This is a genomic window from Pseudarthrobacter sulfonivorans (genome assembly GCF_031454915.1).
Taxonomy (GTDB): Bacteria; Actinomycetota; Actinomycetes; order Actinomycetales; family Micrococcaceae; genus Arthrobacter; species Arthrobacter sulfonivorans_C.
Genome location: NZ_JAVDRS010000002.1, coordinates 786,618 through 801,889, shown reverse-complemented (window position 1 = coordinate 801,889; position 15,272 = coordinate 786,618). Strand labels below are relative to the sequence as shown.

The 15,272-nt window shown below is 65.7% G+C and carries 19 protein-coding genes; 9 read left to right on the top strand and 10 right to left on the bottom strand.

The window, feature by feature from the left end; genetic code table 11:
• Window positions 1-25: 25 nt before the first annotated feature.
• The 4 genes from J2808_RS07685 to J2808_RS07670 form a co-directional block, all read right to left on the bottom strand.
• A complete protein-coding gene (locus tag J2808_RS07685) occupies window positions 26-1,354 on the bottom strand; it encodes an enolase C-terminal domain-like protein (RefSeq protein WP_309814016.1) in 1,329 nt (442 codons plus the stop codon).
• Window positions 1,351-2,958: an aldehyde dehydrogenase (NADP(+)) gene (locus tag J2808_RS07680; RefSeq protein ID WP_309814013.1), complete on the bottom strand. Its 1,608-nt coding sequence runs from the start codon at window positions 2,956-2,958 to the stop codon at window positions 1,351-1,353. The genes J2808_RS07685 and J2808_RS07680 overlap by 4 nt, the downstream gene beginning before the upstream one ends.
• A 25-nt stretch (window positions 2,959-2,983) precedes the next feature.
• A complete protein-coding gene (kdgD, locus tag J2808_RS07675) occupies window positions 2,984-3,898 on the bottom strand; it encodes a 5-dehydro-4-deoxyglucarate dehydratase (protein WP_309814010.1) in 915 nt (304 codons plus the stop codon).
• Between the two features lie 153 nt (window positions 3,899-4,051).
• Window positions 4,052-4,939, bottom strand: coding sequence for a LysR family transcriptional regulator (locus J2808_RS07670; RefSeq protein ID WP_309814005.1), 888 nt, complete (start codon window positions 4,937-4,939; stop codon window positions 4,052-4,054).
• A gap of 138 nt (window positions 4,940-5,077) precedes the next feature.
• Here J2808_RS07670 and J2808_RS07665 point away from each other — a divergent pair, with 138 nt between their 5' ends.
• From J2808_RS07665 to J2808_RS07640, 6 genes are all read left to right on the top strand, one after another.
• The gene (locus tag J2808_RS07665) at window positions 5,078-6,082 is read left to right on the top strand and encodes a Bug family tripartite tricarboxylate transporter substrate binding protein (RefSeq protein ID WP_309814002.1); all 1,005 of its coding nucleotides are present in this window, start codon (window positions 5,078-5,080) and stop codon (window positions 6,080-6,082) included.
• Between the two features lie 5 nt (window positions 6,083-6,087).
• A complete protein-coding gene (locus J2808_RS07660) occupies window positions 6,088-6,672 on the top strand; it encodes a tripartite tricarboxylate transporter TctB family protein (RefSeq protein ID WP_309814247.1) in 585 nt (194 codons plus the stop codon).
• Window positions 6,673-6,680: 8 nt separating this feature from the next.
• Window positions 6,681-8,213 (top strand): tripartite tricarboxylate transporter permease, encoded by a 1,533-nt coding sequence (locus tag J2808_RS07655; protein WP_309814000.1) that lies wholly within the window; start codon window positions 6,681-6,683, stop codon window positions 8,211-8,213.
• The gene (locus J2808_RS07650; RefSeq protein WP_309813997.1) at window positions 8,210-8,614 is read left to right on the top strand and encodes a universal stress protein; all 405 of its coding nucleotides are present in this window, start codon (window positions 8,210-8,212) and stop codon (window positions 8,612-8,614) included. The genes J2808_RS07655 and J2808_RS07650 overlap by 4 nt, the downstream gene beginning before the upstream one ends.
• A 15-nt stretch (window positions 8,615-8,629) precedes the next feature.
• Complete coding sequence (locus J2808_RS07645; RefSeq protein WP_309813994.1) at window positions 8,630-8,869, top strand: hypothetical protein; 240 nt, start codon at window positions 8,630-8,632, stop codon at window positions 8,867-8,869.
• A gap of 67 nt (window positions 8,870-8,936) precedes the next feature.
• The gene (locus J2808_RS07640; protein WP_309813991.1) at window positions 8,937-9,419 is read left to right on the top strand and encodes a pyridoxamine 5'-phosphate oxidase family protein; all 483 of its coding nucleotides are present in this window, start codon (window positions 8,937-8,939) and stop codon (window positions 9,417-9,419) included.
• A gap of 76 nt (window positions 9,420-9,495) precedes the next feature.
• Here the strand turns inward: J2808_RS07640 and J2808_RS07635 are convergent, their stop codons facing one another.
• Together J2808_RS07635 and J2808_RS07630 are read right to left on the bottom strand one after the other, a co-directional pair.
• Window positions 9,496-10,098 carry a DUF6919 domain-containing protein gene (locus J2808_RS07635; RefSeq protein WP_309813989.1) on the bottom strand — a complete coding sequence of 201 codons (603 nt, stop codon included), beginning with the start codon at window positions 10,096-10,098 and terminating at the stop codon, window positions 9,496-9,498.
• 95 nt (window positions 10,099-10,193) lie between these two features.
• Entirely contained in the window at window positions 10,194-11,036 is an 843-nt protein-coding gene (locus J2808_RS07630; RefSeq protein ID WP_309813987.1) for an EamA family transporter, read from the bottom strand.
• Here J2808_RS07630 and J2808_RS07625 point away from each other — a divergent pair.
• A complete protein-coding gene (locus J2808_RS07625; protein WP_309813983.1) occupies window positions 11,023-11,922 on the top strand; it encodes a LysR family transcriptional regulator in 900 nt (299 codons plus the stop codon). The two genes, J2808_RS07630 and J2808_RS07625, sit on opposite strands and share 14 nt — an antisense overlap.
• A gap of 25 nt (window positions 11,923-11,947) precedes the next feature.
• Here J2808_RS07625 and J2808_RS07620 read toward each other — a convergent pair whose 3' ends face one another.
• On the bottom strand, window positions 11,948-12,541 hold the full coding sequence (locus J2808_RS07620; RefSeq protein ID WP_309813980.1) for a hypothetical protein: 594 nt from the start codon (window positions 12,539-12,541) through the stop codon (window positions 11,948-11,950).
• Window positions 12,542-12,700: 159 nt separating this feature from the next.
• Here J2808_RS07620 and J2808_RS07615 point away from each other — a divergent pair, with 159 nt between their 5' ends.
• The gene (locus J2808_RS07615) at window positions 12,701-13,081 is read left to right on the top strand and encodes a VOC family protein (protein WP_309813976.1); all 381 of its coding nucleotides are present in this window, start codon (window positions 12,701-12,703) and stop codon (window positions 13,079-13,081) included.
• A gap of 99 nt (window positions 13,082-13,180) precedes the next feature.
• Here J2808_RS07615 and J2808_RS07610 read toward each other — a convergent pair whose 3' ends face one another.
• From J2808_RS07610 to J2808_RS07600, 3 genes are all read right to left on the bottom strand, one after another.
• Complete coding sequence (locus tag J2808_RS07610; RefSeq protein ID WP_309813973.1) at window positions 13,181-13,564, bottom strand: PIN domain-containing protein; 384 nt, start codon at window positions 13,562-13,564, stop codon at window positions 13,181-13,183.
• Window positions 13,561-13,830, bottom strand: a complete 270-nt coding sequence (locus J2808_RS07605) for a type II toxin-antitoxin system Phd/YefM family antitoxin (protein ID WP_309813971.1) — start codon at window positions 13,828-13,830, stop codon at window positions 13,561-13,563. The genes J2808_RS07610 and J2808_RS07605 overlap by 4 nt, the downstream gene beginning before the upstream one ends.
• 209 nt (window positions 13,831-14,039) lie before the next feature.
• The gene (locus J2808_RS07600; RefSeq protein ID WP_309813968.1) at window positions 14,040-14,444 is read right to left on the bottom strand and encodes a DUF5997 family protein; all 405 of its coding nucleotides are present in this window, start codon (window positions 14,442-14,444) and stop codon (window positions 14,040-14,042) included.
• Here J2808_RS07600 and J2808_RS07595 point away from each other — a divergent pair.
• Window positions 14,407-15,231 carry a LysR family substrate-binding domain-containing protein gene (locus J2808_RS07595; RefSeq protein WP_397428007.1) on the top strand — a complete coding sequence of 275 codons (825 nt, stop codon included), beginning with the start codon at window positions 14,407-14,409 and terminating at the stop codon, window positions 15,229-15,231. The genes J2808_RS07600 and J2808_RS07595 overlap by 38 nt on opposite strands.
• Window positions 15,232-15,272 lie beyond the last annotated feature (41 nt).

Below are 15,272 nucleotides of genomic sequence, written 5' to 3'. Positions count from 1 at the left end.
TACGGGTCAGACGAAGAAGTGGCGGCTAGCGCACCAGGCAGGGCCGCTTCGGGTCGAAGGACCAGCCGTCGATGTAGTACTGCATGCCGATGCTGTCGTCCCGGGCATCCAGGCCGTGCTGCAGGTACAGCTCGTGGGCCTTGTCCAGGGCGTCGCGGTCCAGTTCGATGCCAAGACCCGGCGCGTCGGGCACCGAGATAGCCCCGTCCTTGATCTGCAGCGGGTTCTTGGTGAGGCCCTGTCCGTCCTGCCAGATCCAGTGCGTGTCCAGTGCGGTGATCTCGCCCGGGGCTGCCGCGCCGGTGTGCGTGAACATGGCCAGGGAGATGTCGAAGTGGTTGTTCGAGTGCGACCCCCAGGTCAGCCCGAATTCGTTGCACAGCTGGGCCACCCGGACCGAGCCGGACATGGTCCAGAAGTGCGGATCGGCCAGGGGAATGTCCACGGCGTTGCTGCGGATGGCGTGGGACATCTCCCGCCAGTCCGTGGCGATCATGTTGGTGGCGGTCTTCAGGCCGGTGGCACGGCGGAACTCAGCCATCACCTCGCGGCCGGAGAACCGGCCTTCGGCGCCGCAGGGATCCTCGGCATAGGCCACGACGCCCTGCATTCGCTTGCCCAGGCGGATGGCTTCCTCCAGGAGCCAGCCGCCGTTCGGGTCAAGCGTCACCCGTGCCTCGGGGAAACGCTTGTGCAGCGCGGTGACCACATCCACTTCGTCGTCCCCGGACAGCACGCCGCCCTTGAGCTTGAAATCGCTGAAGCCATAACGCTCCTGCGCGGCTTCGGCCAGGGCAACCACTGCCTCCGGGGTCATGGCCTCCTGCCGCCGCAGCTTCTCCCACCGGTCCGACGGCGCGTCCTCCACCAGGTAGGGAAGGTCAGTCCGGGCGTGGTCACCAATAAAGAAGAGGTATCCCAGCATGGGCACCGAGGCGCGCTGCTGCCCGTCACCGAGCAGTTCCGCGACGGGGACGCCGAGGAACTGGCCGTGCAGGTCAAGCAGGGCGGACTCGACGGCGGTGACGGCGTGGACCGTGGTGCGCAGGTCGAAGGTCTGCAGGCCGCGGCCGCCGGCGTCGCGGTCTGCGAATTCCGCGGCAACTTCGCGCAGGAGGGACCTGTAGCGTGCCACGGGCTTGCCGTTGATCAGTGCGCCGGCTTCCTCGATGGTGGCTTTGATCTTCTCGCCGCCGGGCACCTCGCCGAGGCCGGTGCGGCCCTCGGAGTCGGTAATGATGGCCACGTTGCGGGTAAAGAACGGGCCGTGCGCGCCGCTGAGGTTCATCAGCATGCTGTCGTGGCCGGCTACCGGCACCACTTCAACGCGGGCAATGGTGGGCTGGGTGCTCATGCGCTTACCTCTGCATCTGCAGCAACAACGCTGCCGTCGATCCGGCGGTTGAGCTGCCACGGGTTGGTGTCCTGCAGGGCCGCCGGGAGCAGCTCCTGGGGGAGGTTCTGGTAGGCGACGGGCCGCAGGAACCTGTTGATGGCCAGGGTGCCCACGGAGGTGGTGCGGGTGTCCGAGGTGGCGGGGAACGGGCCGCCGTGAACCATGGCGTGGCCGACCTCGACGCCGGTGGGCCAGCCGTTGACGATGATGCGGCCCACTTTCTGTTCGAGCGCGGGGATCAGTGGCGCCGCCGTCGGGTAGTCCGCTTCGGTGAGCTGCAGTGAGGCCGTGAGCTGGCCCTCGAGCCGGCCGATGGCTTCGAGGAGTTCCGCGGTGGAGGAGTAGCGGATCACCAGGGACGCGGCGCCGAAGATTTCCTGGTGCAGCACATGGTTGGTGACGAAGTCCCTGACCTGGGTGCCGAAGATGGTGGGGGCGGGGGCGTTTTCGGTGGGGCCCTGGGTGCCCTGGCCGACGACGGTGACGCCGTCCGCGGAGCCCAGCGCCTCGGCGCCGGCGTTCCAGGAACCGGCGATGCCTTCGGTGAGCATCGTCTGCCCGGCGCAGGCTGAGATGGCGCGGCCGACGGCGGCAGCAAGTTTGTCACCCAGCTCACCAGCGGGGGCGAACAGGAGTCCGGGGGAGGTGCAGAGCTGTCCTGAGCTGCCGGTGACCGCGGTGACGTACTGCTGCGCGAGGGCGTCGATCTGTTCGGCGGAACCGCTGAGGGCGCCGTCGAACACGAACACCGGGTTCAGGGAGGACATTTCGGCGTAGACAGGGATGGGCTCTGGCCGGGCGGCCGCGGTGCGCATCAGCGCGATGCCTGCGGCCTGGGAGCCGGTGAAGCCGACGGCCTTGATGGCGGGGTCGGCCACGAGCGCCTGGCCGATGCTGGCGCCGGGACCGTAGATGAGGGAGAACACGCCGGGGTGCAGGCCGTGGTCCTTGACGGCCTTGGCGATCGCCTGGCCTACGAGTTCGCTGGTGCCGGGGTGGGCGTTGTGCGCCTTGAACACGACCGGGCAGCCGGCGGCGAGGGCGGAAGCTGTGTCGCCGCCCGCCGTCGAGAAGGCCAGCGGGAAGTTGCTCGCGCCGAACACGGCGACGGGGCCCAGCGGGATCTGGCGCTGGCGGATGTCGGCCCGCGGCATCGGAGTGCGCTCGGGCAGGGCGGGGTCGATGCGGACGCCGCGGAAGTCGCCTTGGCGGACAACGTTCGCGAAGAGGCGCAGCTGGCCGGTGGTGCGGGCGCGTTCGCCGGTCAGGCGGGCAGCGGGCAGGCCGGTTTCCTGGCCGGCGCGGGTGATGAGTTCATCGCCGATGGCCTCGATGTTGTCCGCGATGGCGTCCAGGAACGCTGCGTGGGCTGCGGGGGCCAGCGTGCTGAAGGACGGGTAGGCAGCCGCGGCGGCGGAGGTCGCCGTCGTCAGCTGCTCCCCGGTGATCAGCGAATACGCGGGGTCGAGCTGCCCGTTGGTGGCGGGGTTGAAGCCGAAGGCTGTCTTCCCGCCCCCGACGACGGGCTGGCCGGCGATCAGGGAATGTCCGGTGAGTGTCACTGTGGTTACTCCTTGGAGAGGTGGATCAGGAGATGCTGGCGATGAGGGCTTTAAGGTCCGCGAGGTCCTGCGGCGCCAGGTTCTGCAGCGGCGGGCGGACTCCGCCGACCGAGCGGCCGATCGCGTCCAGGCCACCCTTGACGATGGACACAGAGTAGCCCTTCACGCGGTCGCGGATGTCCAGGTACGGGATCACGAAGTCGTTGAGCTTCTTGTTGACGGCAACGCGGTCGTTGTTGCGGACGTCCTGGTAGAAGTCCAGCGCGAACTGCGGGACGAAGTTGTACATGGCGCTGGAGTAAGTGCTCATGCCCAGCTGCAGCAGCGGGAGGGCGAACGTTTCGGCCGTGGGCAGGCCGCCGAGGTAGAACAGGCGGTCACCGAGCTTGGCGTAGACACGGGCATCGTGTTCGAGGTCGCCCACGCCGTCCTTGAAGCCGATGAGGTTTTCGTGGCGGTCGGCCAGCGTGGCCACCGTGGTGTCCTTATAGATGGCGTTGGCGCGGTTGTAGATGATGACGCCCAGCGAGGTGGAGCGGCAGATGGCGCTGACGTGGTCAATGAGGCCGGCCTGGTCTGCTTCGGTCAGGTACGGCGGGAGGAGCAGGATGCCATCAGCGCCGGCGGCTTCGGCGGCTTGGGCGTTCTCGATGGCCTGGGCAGTGGAACCGCCGGCAGAGGCCAGGACGGGGACGATGCTGCCGACTTCGTCGACGGCGGCGCGGACCACGCGCTCGGATTCAGCGGGAGTGAGGGAGAAGCCTTCGCCGGTGCCGCCGGCTGCGAAGAGGCCGGCGACCGGGAAGCTGGCCTGCCAGGCGAGGTGCTTGCGGTAGCTTTCCTCGTCGAACTGCAGGTTGGCGTCGAACGAGGTCACCGGGAAGGACAGCAGGCCTTCCTTGAGGGTGTCTGCCAGTTCCTGAGGGGTGTACTTTGCCACGATGTTGTCCTCCGTGTGAACGCCGCGTGCTGAGTGTCGCGGGCGGGATGGTGTTGGTTCCTGATCAGGTTAGGCAGAGGACGTGATGCCTGTCTAAGTGTATTTGTGTATGCATTGATGCCAGAAGGGTATTGACCGCCGATGGCGGTCTCCCTACTCGGTGCGGAACTCCAGGTCCTGCAGCAGGCGGCGCAGGGCTGGATTGACCACCTTCCGGTTCCAGATCGCGTGGAGCTCCACGGGCTGCTCGCTTTCCATGCCGGCAAGGGGAAGGAACTCGACGCCCTTGATGGCCAGCAAGGTTGCCGAATGCGGAACGAAGGCAACCCCGCGGCGGGCCGCAACCAGGGAAACCATCGTGAGGATCTGGCTCACCGTGTGGATCACGTTGGCGTGCTGGATGGGAAACATCCTGACCACCAGGTCGTAGAAGTATGTCGCCTTGGTGGGCGAGTGCATGATCAGTGGCTCGTCGCTGATGTCCGCGTCCTCGATGGGGCGGGAAAGATCCGCGAGCTTATGGCCACTGGGCACCGCCAGCATCATCGACTCCTTGTACAGCAGGTGCGAATCGAAAATCTCCCGATCGAACGGTGGCCGTGCCAGGCCCAGATCCAGCCCCCCGGTGAGCAGGCCCTGGATCTGCTCGCCGGTTACGAGCTCCTGCAGGTCGATGTCGACGTCCGGAATGATTTCGGCAATCTCCTCCAGCAGCGGGCCGAGGATGCTGAATCCACTGGCCGCGGTGAAGCCCACGCGCAGCATGCCCGAGCGTCCGGTGGCGATCCGCCGGGCAGTGACCGGTGCCCGGGTGGCCAGGACCATCAGCCTTCTGGCTTCCTCGAGGAAGGCTTCGCCGGCAGGGGTGAGCTGCACCTTCCGGTTGTCACGCTCCAGCAGTTCCGTGCCGATGGTTTTTTCCAGCTTTTGAATCTGCCTGCTCAAGGGCGGCTGCGTCATATTCAGCCGTTCGGCAGCCCTGCCAAAGTGCAGTTCCTCGGCGACGGCAATGAATCCGGCCAGTTGGTCAAACGTAAACATGATGCCTTCCGGGTATCACTTGATGCTCATATGGGCTTAGACATGCATCATAGCGGCTCTTTACACTCGTTGAAGCGAGCCCAACGTGATTCGGTTCACAACTGTCCGGGATGACCCCGGAGCCTATGAGGAGATCCAATGAAGCACTTCCCCACCCGCCGTACCATCCTCGGAGCTGCGTCTGCCCTCACGCTGCTGGCGATGACTGCCTGTGGCAACGTCGCTGGCAGTGGCGGCGCAGATTCATCCAAATACCCGTCCGGCCCGGTCAACCTTTCTGTAGGGCAGGCTGCCGGCGGCAGCACCGACCTGATCGCCCGGGCCCTCGCCGAGGGCGCCTCCAAGTCCCTTGGCCAGCCGATGCCCGTGGTCAACAAGCCCGGCGCAAACGGCGCCCTGGCAACCAAGGAAGTTGCCGGCAAGCCCGCCGATGGGCAGGAGCTGGTCCTGCTGAACGCGTCCCTTATTACCATCACGCCACTGGCAGTGACAGCTGACGAAGCCGTGAACATTGACGACCTGGACATCATCGCCGGCCTGTCCCAGGACGACTACGTCCTCGTGGCAAGCCCCGGGTCCGGATTCAAGACCTTCAAGGATGTTACCGACGCCGGCCGCAACGTGACCTTCGGTACCACTGGCGTCGGCACCGGCAGCCAGCTCGCCCAGACCGTGCTGTTCAAGCAGGCCAAGGTCACAGGCACCGACATCCCCTTCGACAGCGGCAAGCCCGCCCTGACTGCCGCGCTGGGCAACCAGGTGGAGCTCGCCACCATCCAGCTCGGTGAAGCGATGCCGCAGATCGAGGCCGGAAAGGTGGCGCCGCTCCTGATCTTCTCCGAAGAGCGCAACGCGTTCCTGCCGGACACCCCTACGGCAAAGGAAGCCGGCTATGACGTTCCGGTAGCCCAGTACCGGGCAGTAGCCGCTCCCAAGGGAACTCCGCAGGAGGTCAAGGACAAGCTGTTTGCCGCATTCCAGGAAGCCTTCAAGTCGGACGCCTACAAGGAGTTCAACAAGAAGAACATGCTGACGCCCAAGGAGATCTCCGGTGCGGAGGTAGTCACCGAGTGGAAGGCATACGCAGCGAAGTACAAGGAGCTGGTGGAGAAGTACGACATCAGCCTCAGCGGAAATAAGTGACTCCTGTGAAGGGAACACCCGCAGTACCCGCCGGAGGCAGCAGCGAGACGGCTGCCTCCGGCGGGGACGCCCCCCGCTCGTTTCCCGAAGACGTCCTGGATGACCTGACGCCCGAACAGCTTGCGGCCCAGTGGGAAGAGGAAAAGCCCCCGGCAGCGGGCGCCCTGGCCAACGCGGCCTCCTCCCTGGTGGTCCTCGGCGTGGGGACCGGCGCGGCCATCCTGTCCATCACGATGGGCCTGGGCACGCCGGCCACCCCGCAGCCTGGCCTCTGGCCGTTCATCATCAGCTGCGTCATGGTGGCCCTCGGTCTCTTCCAGCTGATCGCCGGCCGGCACAACCGGGATGCGGAGAAATTCACCCGCATGTCCACCGCGCCGCTCACCGGGCTGGTGACCCTCGCCGCCATGGTGGCACTGATGCCGCTCATAGGTTTTGAACTGCCCGCTCTGGTCCTGTGCATCATCTGGATGCGCTTCCTCGGCGGCGAAACCTGGCGCTCCACCCTCGTTGTCAGCGCAAGTGTCGTCGTCGCCTTTTACGGCATCTTCGTCCTCGCGCTCCACACCTCCGTTCCCCACCTCTTCTAGGAGACCCCGTGGATTTTCTAAATCCCGTTATCAACGGATTTGCGGTTGTCCTGGAGCCGACCAACCTCCTCTACTGCCTGATCGGCGTCGTGATCGGCATGCTGATCGGTGTGCTGCCCGGCTTGGGGCCCGCGGCAACCATCGCCATCCTTCTTCCGCTCACGTACAACGTGGAGCCCGTGACGGCCATCATCATGCTGGCCGGCATCTTCTACGGCGCCCAGTACGGCGGCACCATCACCTCCGTGCTCCTCCGGCTTCCCGGTGAGGCGTCTTCCGTGGTCACCGTGTTCGACGGCTATCAGATGGCCAAGCAGGGCAGGGCCGGGACCGCGCTGGGCCTGGCATCGATCGGCTCCTTCGTTGGTGGCACCGCTGCAATCATCGGCCTGACGTTCCTGGCCCCAATCGTTGCCAGCTTCGCCCTGGACTTCGGGCCTCCCGAGTACACCGCCCTGGCACTGCTCGGCATCCTCCTCGTGGCCACCATCAGCAGCGGATCGAAGGCCAAAGCGCTTATCGCCGCCGCCCTGGGCCTACTGCTGGCCACTGTCGGCAGGGACATTTTCACGGGCGAAAGCCGCTTTACGTTCGGCAGCCTGCCCCTTGCTGATGGCCTCGACTTTGTACCGATCGCCATGGGCATCTTCGGCCTCGGCGAGATCCTCTACAACCTGGAGGAACGGCACCGGGCCGCGAAGGCGCCGTCGAAGGTCACCAACGTGTGGCCTTCCCGGAAGGACCTGAAGCAGGCCTCCGGTGCGATCGGCCGCGGCTCTGTCCTGGGCTTCTTCCTCGGTATCCTCCCGGGCGGGGGCGCAACCATCGCCTCGATGGCTTCCTATGCCATGGAGAAAAAGCGCGCCAAGCAGCCGGAACGCTTCGGCAAGGGCGCCCCCGAGGGTGTGGCCGGACCCGAAACCGCGAACAACGCCGCGGCAACGTCCTCCTTCATCCCGCTGCTGACCCTTGGTATCCCCGCTAATGCCACCATGGCCCTGATGTTCGGTGCGCTGCTCATCCAGGGCGTCACGCCCGGACCGCAGCTGGTGGAGCAGAACCCCGAGCTTTTCTGGGGCGTGGTGAACTCCATGTACATCGGCAACATCCTGCTGCTGATCATGAGCCTGCCGCTCGTGGGCATCTTCGTTAAGATCCTCCGCGTCCGGGCCGCCATCCTGGCACCCGTCACCGCGCTGATCACGCTGCTGGGCGCGTACACCATCAACAACAGCATGTTCGATGTCACGCTCGTCGTCGTCTTCGGCATCATCGGTTACCTCATGAAGAAGTTCGGCTTTGAACCGGGCCCGCTGGTGCTGGCCTTCGTGCTGGGCGAACTGCTGGAAAGCTCGATGCGCCGGTCCCTGCTGGTGTTCGGCGGAGACCCCACCGGCTTCTTCGGCCGCCCCATCTCGGCCACCCTGCTGCTGGTGTTTGTCCTGGTAGCGGTGCTGCCGTTCATCCGTAGTGCCATGGCAAAGCGCAAGGCGTCCACCCTGGCCGGCCCGGCAACCACAGAAATCAAGGAGAAGGTATGAGCATCATTGTTGGATTCGTCCCCACCCCTGCCGGTGAGGCCGCCCTGGCGGCGGGCATCGCCGAAGCCACCCTCCGGAAGGAGGACCTCGTGATCGTCAATTCGGCCCGCGAAGGTGCGCTGGTGGACAAGTCCGTGGCGCCGTCGGACCTGCTGGCTGACGCGGCACGCCGGGCGGCGGACGCGGGAGTCAAGGCAACCGTGATGCAGCCGCCCTACCTGAACGACCTCGCCGATGAGTTCCTGGAGGTGGCGCGCCAGGTGGACGCGTCCCTCATTGTCATCGGGCTGCGCCACCGTTCGCAGGTGGGCAAGTTCATTCTAGGCAGCCATGCCCAGCGGATCCTGATGCAGGCCGACCGGCCGGTGCTCGCCGTCAAGGCCGGCAACTCCCACTTCTAAAACTGAAGGAAAATCATGCCCAACCCAGCAAAAGCTCCCGTCATGCTGGAGCCCGTGCCGCACTGGAACAAGCTGTGCAAGGAGGACGAGGTCCTGCTGTTTCGCGCCGGCGAGAAAATTGGGGCCGGCCGCGTGGACATGCGGGCCATGGACGGCTCTGTCTTTTGGCTGATCCAGAGCGGTGGAATGGGCCGCCACATGGTTCACGCGAATGACGGCCTCACCGTTTACCGCCGGCCGGGCCGCTCCGGGTAGAAAAGAAGCATGCTTACCAATAGGCTGGCCGGGGGAACTTCCCATTCGATCAGAACGAGGTGAGAGCATGACGGACACTGAGAACATCAGCAAAGTTACGGACATCATCAACGATTCCCACATCGGGATGTTGACCACCATCAACGAAGAAGGCGCCCTGGTCAGCCGCCCCCTCGCCGTCCAGGACGTGGAGGAGGACGGTGACCTGTGGTTCTTCACTGGCCGCAGCACCTCGCAGGTAGCCCACGTTCAGGCCAACCCGCGGGTCAATGTGTCCTTCGGCAAACGCACCGAATGGGTGTCGGTGGCCGGCACCGCCGAGGTGGTCACTGACCGCGCGAAGATCCACGAAATGTGGAACCAGACCGTCGAAGCCTGGTACCCGGACGGACCGGACACCCCCGAAGTTTGCCTGCTCCGCGTCGACTCGGACTCCGCCGAATACTGGACCAGCCCCGGCGGGACCGCGGCCACGGTCTTTCAGTGGGTGAAGTCCAAGGTGACCCACAGCCGGATGAGTGTGGGCGAAAGCGGCACGGTAGAGCTGTAGGGGAGCTTCAGGGGACGGGCTGGCCGCGTGAGCGGTCGGCCCGTTTCCCAGTTAACTAGGCCAGCAGGGCCGCCAGCTACTGCCGGGCAGTCAGTGTGGCGAGGACGGCTGGCAGCAGCACGTCATTCCGGCCCCAGGCAGGGTCCAGGATCTCCACGTACCAGGAGTCCGCGAGCAGCAGCGCCAGCGTTTCGTTGGTTTCGTCCGCCCAGTCCTGGATCTGCTCCTCGTCCACCGGGTTCTCGCTGGAGCCGAGGACGGTCACTACCTCATCGCCGTCGAGCGTTACCGGAATGGCGGCGTTGCTGGCCTCGCCGGGGGCATGCGCCACGGTTACCAGCTCGGTGCGTGTGGAGAGGGCCAGCAGTTCCGCGGCCACGTCAGCGTTGCAGAATCCGGTGACGTAGGCGCGCTGCGCGGTGGCATCGGAACGCAGCCCGGGCTGGGATTCCTTGGTGAACAGCCCGTTCCGGTTGAGGGCTGCCAGTTCGGCGGCGATCGGTTCAGTTTCGTCGTCGTAGCGGACAGTGAACGTGGCAGCCTGGTATTCGCTATGGCCCTCCAGCCACCGGGCTGTCAGTTCCCCGGCAGCCTCCAGGGTGGTGGCCTGCCGCCAGGCCCCCTTGTCCTCCAGGCGCCTGCCGAACTGGTCACGGATGTCCGCTTCTGTGGGTTCCATCCTCGGATGCTACGGCGCCCCGTCGCCGGACTCCAGCGCCGGCGACACAGCAGTTAACGTCCGACGGCGGTACGGTCGTGGGCGCGAATGTACGCCTAGCGTTCGGCTGAAGGCCTAGCGGCGCCGTTTCGGCCGCGGAGCAGCAGCGAGAATGCATTTGCGGCGACGATGAGGGCTATTCCCGCCCATTCGATGAGGCCGAGTGCCTCATGGAGCGCCACCGATCCGATAACAGCCGCGAAGACCGGATTGATGCTCATGAGTATGCCGAAGAGGTTCGCCGGGACCTTCCGCAGGGCGAGCAGGTCCGCTACATATGGGACAACCGAGGCCAGGATCCCGGCGCCCACTGCACAAAGAACAGTGAACGCATCAGGCTTTTGCATGAGGAAGACCGTCAGCGCCACGGGCAGGAAGAGCGCCGCCGAGATCCCCGTGGCAGCGGCCGTGCCCTGGATCCCTGGCAACCGGGTGCCCACCGTCTGGTTGAGCAGGATGTAGGCAGCCCAGGACGAGGCGGCAACCAGGGCCAGGCCGATGCCCAGGTAGTCTGTGGACGCCTCCGGCCGGGTAATGGCAAGCACGCCGGCACCTGCGATCACCGCGCAGACAGCGCTGCTCTTTCTCCTGGAGGTCAGCAGGGCGATGGCCAGGGGCCCCAGGAATTCCAACGTCACAGCCAGGCCGAGCCCAATCCGGTCGATCGCCGCGTAGAGGCCCAGGTTCATGGTTCCGAACACCACTGCGAGCAGGACAACCGGCCACCACTGATCGCGCGTCAGGGCCCGGATCCGGGGCCGGACAAGCGGCAGCAGCACTGCGGCGGCGATGAGTTGCCGGACGGCGACCACACCCACCGGGCCCAAGACCGGAAACGCAAGGGAGCCGCTGGCAGCGCCCAACTGGTTTGATAGCGCGCTGGCCATGAGCGTGGCCATTCCGCCGCCCAGTGGGCCGGTTTCCTTGCGTCACCTGCGTTCCCTGATCGGGGTTGTCGAAGCGGGGACCTTCACGGATGCCGGCATTGAGCTGGGAATTTCGCAGGCTGCTGTATCCCGGAACATCGCTGCGCTCGAGCACGCCTTGGGCGTCCGGCTGATGCGGCGCACCACCCGGACGGTGGAACTGACGCCTGCCGGAGAACGGGCGGTCCGCCTGGCCCGCCGCGCCCTTGCCCTGCTTGAAGACCTCCGGCAGGAGGCGGCGTCCGGCGGCGGCACAGCCCGGATCGGCTATGCGTGGTCTGCGCTGGGCAGGCATACTCCGGAATTCCAGCGCCGATGGACTGCTGCGTTCCCGGGCACCGATCTGCGGCTCACCAGGACACATACCCCCACTGCCGGCCTGGCCGAGGGGACCAGCGACTTCGCCATCCTGCGCCGTGTACCAGACCCTGCCGCCGTGGAACTCGTCCTCATCGGCGTCGAGAAACGCTATTGTGCAATGGCTGCGGATGACCCGCTCGCGGCCAAGCGCAGCGTCACCCTGGCTCAGGCCGGAAGCTCAACTCTGGCCATCGACCTGCGGACAGGAAGCACGCGGCTGGATCTCTGGCCCGAAGGGGGAAGGCCCGAGCACACGGTTCCCATCAATGACGTGGACGACTGGCTGACACTCATCAGCAGCGGCAAGGCCCGCGGGATAACCGCCGAGTCAACTGCCCACCAGTACCGCCGGCGCGGCCTTGTCTACCGCCCTGTCCGTGATGCGCCTCCGGTTCCGGTGTACGTGGCCTGGTCCAAAACGGACCCGCCTGCGGCACGCCAAGAGGTCATCGAACTCCTCATCGGCCTCTACGCCGGTGCGTCAGGTGACCACGTCTGACTCTGCCGTGGCGCAGGACCGGGGTTCAATCCGCGGCGGCCGGGATACCGGCGGCCCTCTCGGCAGCGGTCAGAGCACGGCCAAAACGTTCGACGGCGGGAGCGTATCCTTGGTGCCGCTCGGCCCGCAGCTGCTCGGCCTCCCGCATTGCTTTAATCAGGGCCGACGTCTCAGGCGAACGGACATCCGTCATGGCCGGATAGTCGATGCAGCAGGCCGGATCCAGTTCGTAGCGGCTCCACCGGGCCAGCAGCGTGTCATGCTCAGCCTGGGCCGCGGTGTACACGGGCTGGTCCTGGCGGCGCTGGCGAAGACGTGAGTGCCAGGCCATGATCCGCGGGCTGCCGCGGTAGGCCGCCACCCCCGCACCGGCGCCGAGAACTGCGAGGACCGCGCCGGACCACGGCGCAGCGAGCGTGGGGATGAGGATCGCGGGAATGGCCACCGTGGATCCCATAAAGACGTCCCAGAACACGGGGTCCGGAGCGCGGACGGCCGGGTCCGGCGTCGAATGGTGGCGGACAGCCAGGACGGTGGCAGCCACCGCGCACATCAGCACGGCACCCCAGAACACCAGCTGGAACGCTCCCACAAGGACGGATTCTGCAAATGCCGGCACCGCGGCACCTCCCCGTATCAGGCCCGGCCCAGGATTCCGGGTTGCTTCTTCCATTGCATCCCCTGCGGCCGCTCGGGGTCAATGGGCTGCCCAGCCGGGGCGGCGGGGATTCCGCAGCGGAGGTTCGCACGCCTGCTGCGGGCCGGGTAGCTTGGGACCATGAGACTGAAAATGTGCAGCATCCACGTCAAGGATCCCGCCGCCGCCCACACGTTTTACACCGAGACCCTCGGGTTTGAGACGCTGATGGCGATGCCCGAACACAATCTCTTCATCATCAAGGACCCCGGCGCGGACGATAAATCTGCGGGGCTGCTGCTGGAGCCGAGCGACAACCCGATCGGCGCGGACTACATGAACGCAGTGCACGACGCCGGGATGCCGGCCATCGTCTTCGGCGTACCGGATGTGCGGGCCGAGTACGAGCGGCTGGTGGCTGCCGGCGTCCAGTTCAAGGGCGAGCCGACGGAGGATCCGTACGGAACCAGTGCCGTGTTCGAGGATGGCTGCGGCAACCTGGTGCAGCTGCACCAGGACTAGGTTTCTCCCGATAAAACAGAAGCTTGTCTGCGGATGACCTTGATGGTTCGGATCCGCGGAGAAGCTGCGATCTGTAGCGGGCTGAATGTCGTGGCTGACTCAGCCAGCCACTGACAGGATCTCCACCACGTCTTGGATCAACTCGAAGTCCTTAGGGTTGCGGGTCATCAGCGGGATGCCAAGCGAATGGGCCTGCGCGGCGATCATGATGTCCTTACTCCTGGCATGCTGCGGCCTCAGGCGCTTGACCCGGGCCGCTAGTTCGCCGTAGCTCTCGGCGGCATGCTCGTCAAAGAGAATCCAATCCATTAGCTCCCGCCAAACGGCAAGGCGATGGACTCTGTTGCGGCGGATCTCCTCAGTTGCTGACGACCTGATGCCGAATTGGAGCTCTGCGAGCGAGATGATGCTTGAGCCAAGGACGGCACCGGCCGGCCATGCGGGCGGTGGAGCAATCAAAACGTTCGTGTCAAGGATGATCACGGTGCTGGCCAGGGATCAACAAGCGGATCCGAGTCCCTGGATTCTTTGTGTTCCTCGAGCCATCCGGTCTGGTCTGAACCGAGTTGGGCCAGCTTCAGGGCTATTGTAACTTCAGCAGCTGAAACCCATTTTCTGCGGTGCGTTATGGGGGAGATCGTTGCAACTGAACGGCCCTGCAGGGTTATCTCCAGAGTCGCCCCGTGCTCAACGCGCTCAATGACAGCCCGCGGATTTTGCTTAAGCTCCCGAACACCGACCTTGTCCATGGCTCTATTCTACGCCCAATGTAGCCCTTGTTCTACAGCAGCCCAGGGCGGGATTTTGTGTGGCTCGGCACGAGTGGCCCCCACAAAGTCCACAGGAAAAAAGAAGCTTGTTCGCGGATCCTGACCTTCAAGGTTCGGATCCGCGGACAAGCTTAGGAATTCCGGTGGCCGGATGTGCGGCGAAGCGTGCGCCGCGAAACCAGCTGCCGCTACTCGGCCTGGGCGCGGGCTTTCTTCGCGTCCTTCTTGGCAGCCTCGTCCTTGACGCGCTGGGCTTCGGCGCGGACGGCAGCGTGGGTGGAGCGCTCGGTGACCAGCCACGCGGGGGGAGCCTGCAGCAGCGCGGTGATTTCCGCCGTCGTCAGCGCATCTTCAACGCCGCCGCGGGCCAGGCCGCTGATGGAGACGTTCAGCTTCTGGGCAACCACCGGGCGGGGGTGCGGGCCGTTGCGGCGGAGTTCCGCGAGCCACTCCGGCGGGTTGGCCTGGAGTTCGGCGAAATCGGCGCGGGTGATGGTTGAATCCTGGAACTCCTGCGGTGTTGCGGGCAGGTAGATGCCGAGTTTCTTGGCAACGGTGGCCGGCTTCATGGACTGGGAGTTTGCAGAGGTCATGCTTCAAGGGTATCCGGGCGGGCGGTACTGTGAAGACGTGCCCGCCGACAATGAATCCCCGCAGAACCCCAGCCCCTCCGACGATACGGAGCAGGAGGCGCCCCGGGTGCTCCGTTTCGCCTACGTGGCGGGTGTGACGCCGGGGAAGTGGATCCGACGCTGGGAAGAGCGCGTGCTGGACATCCCGCTGGAGTCGTTCATGTCCGACGACGGCGCGCAGCTGTCCGTACTAAGCGACGGTTCCGCGGATCTCAGCTTCGTCCGGCTTCCGGTGGAGCGCGAGGGCCTCAACGTGATCCCGTTGTACGAGGAGCAGCCCGTGGTGGTGGCGCCCAAGGGGCACGAGATTTCCGTGTTTGAGGAAGTGGCCCTGGAGGACCTGGCGCAGGAGACTTTCCTGGACGTCGCGGAACTGGGCGGTCCGGAGATGGCCATGCAGGTGGTGGCTTCGGGTGCAGGCCTGGTGATCCTGCCGATGTCTGTAGCCCGGCACTTCAACGTCAAGGACACGGTGGCCAGGCGCCTCACGGGCGCGCCGGTCACCGAGATCGCGCTGGCCTGGCCGAGCGATTCCACGGACGAGATCATCGAGGAGTTCATCGGCATTGTCCGCGGCCGGACCGCGGCCAGCTCCCGGCAGCCCTCAGCCCAGCAGGAAAAGCCCAAAAAGGAACCGAAGCCGGACCGGCGCGGCCCCGCGGTCAAGAAACCCAAAGTGGCGCAGCGGTATGCGCCCAACCCGGACAAGGGCCGTGGCAAGGGCTCACGCAAAAAAGGCAAGCGCTAGCGTTTGAGCAACGCGGGGTCACTCCGCGCCCAATAGTCCCT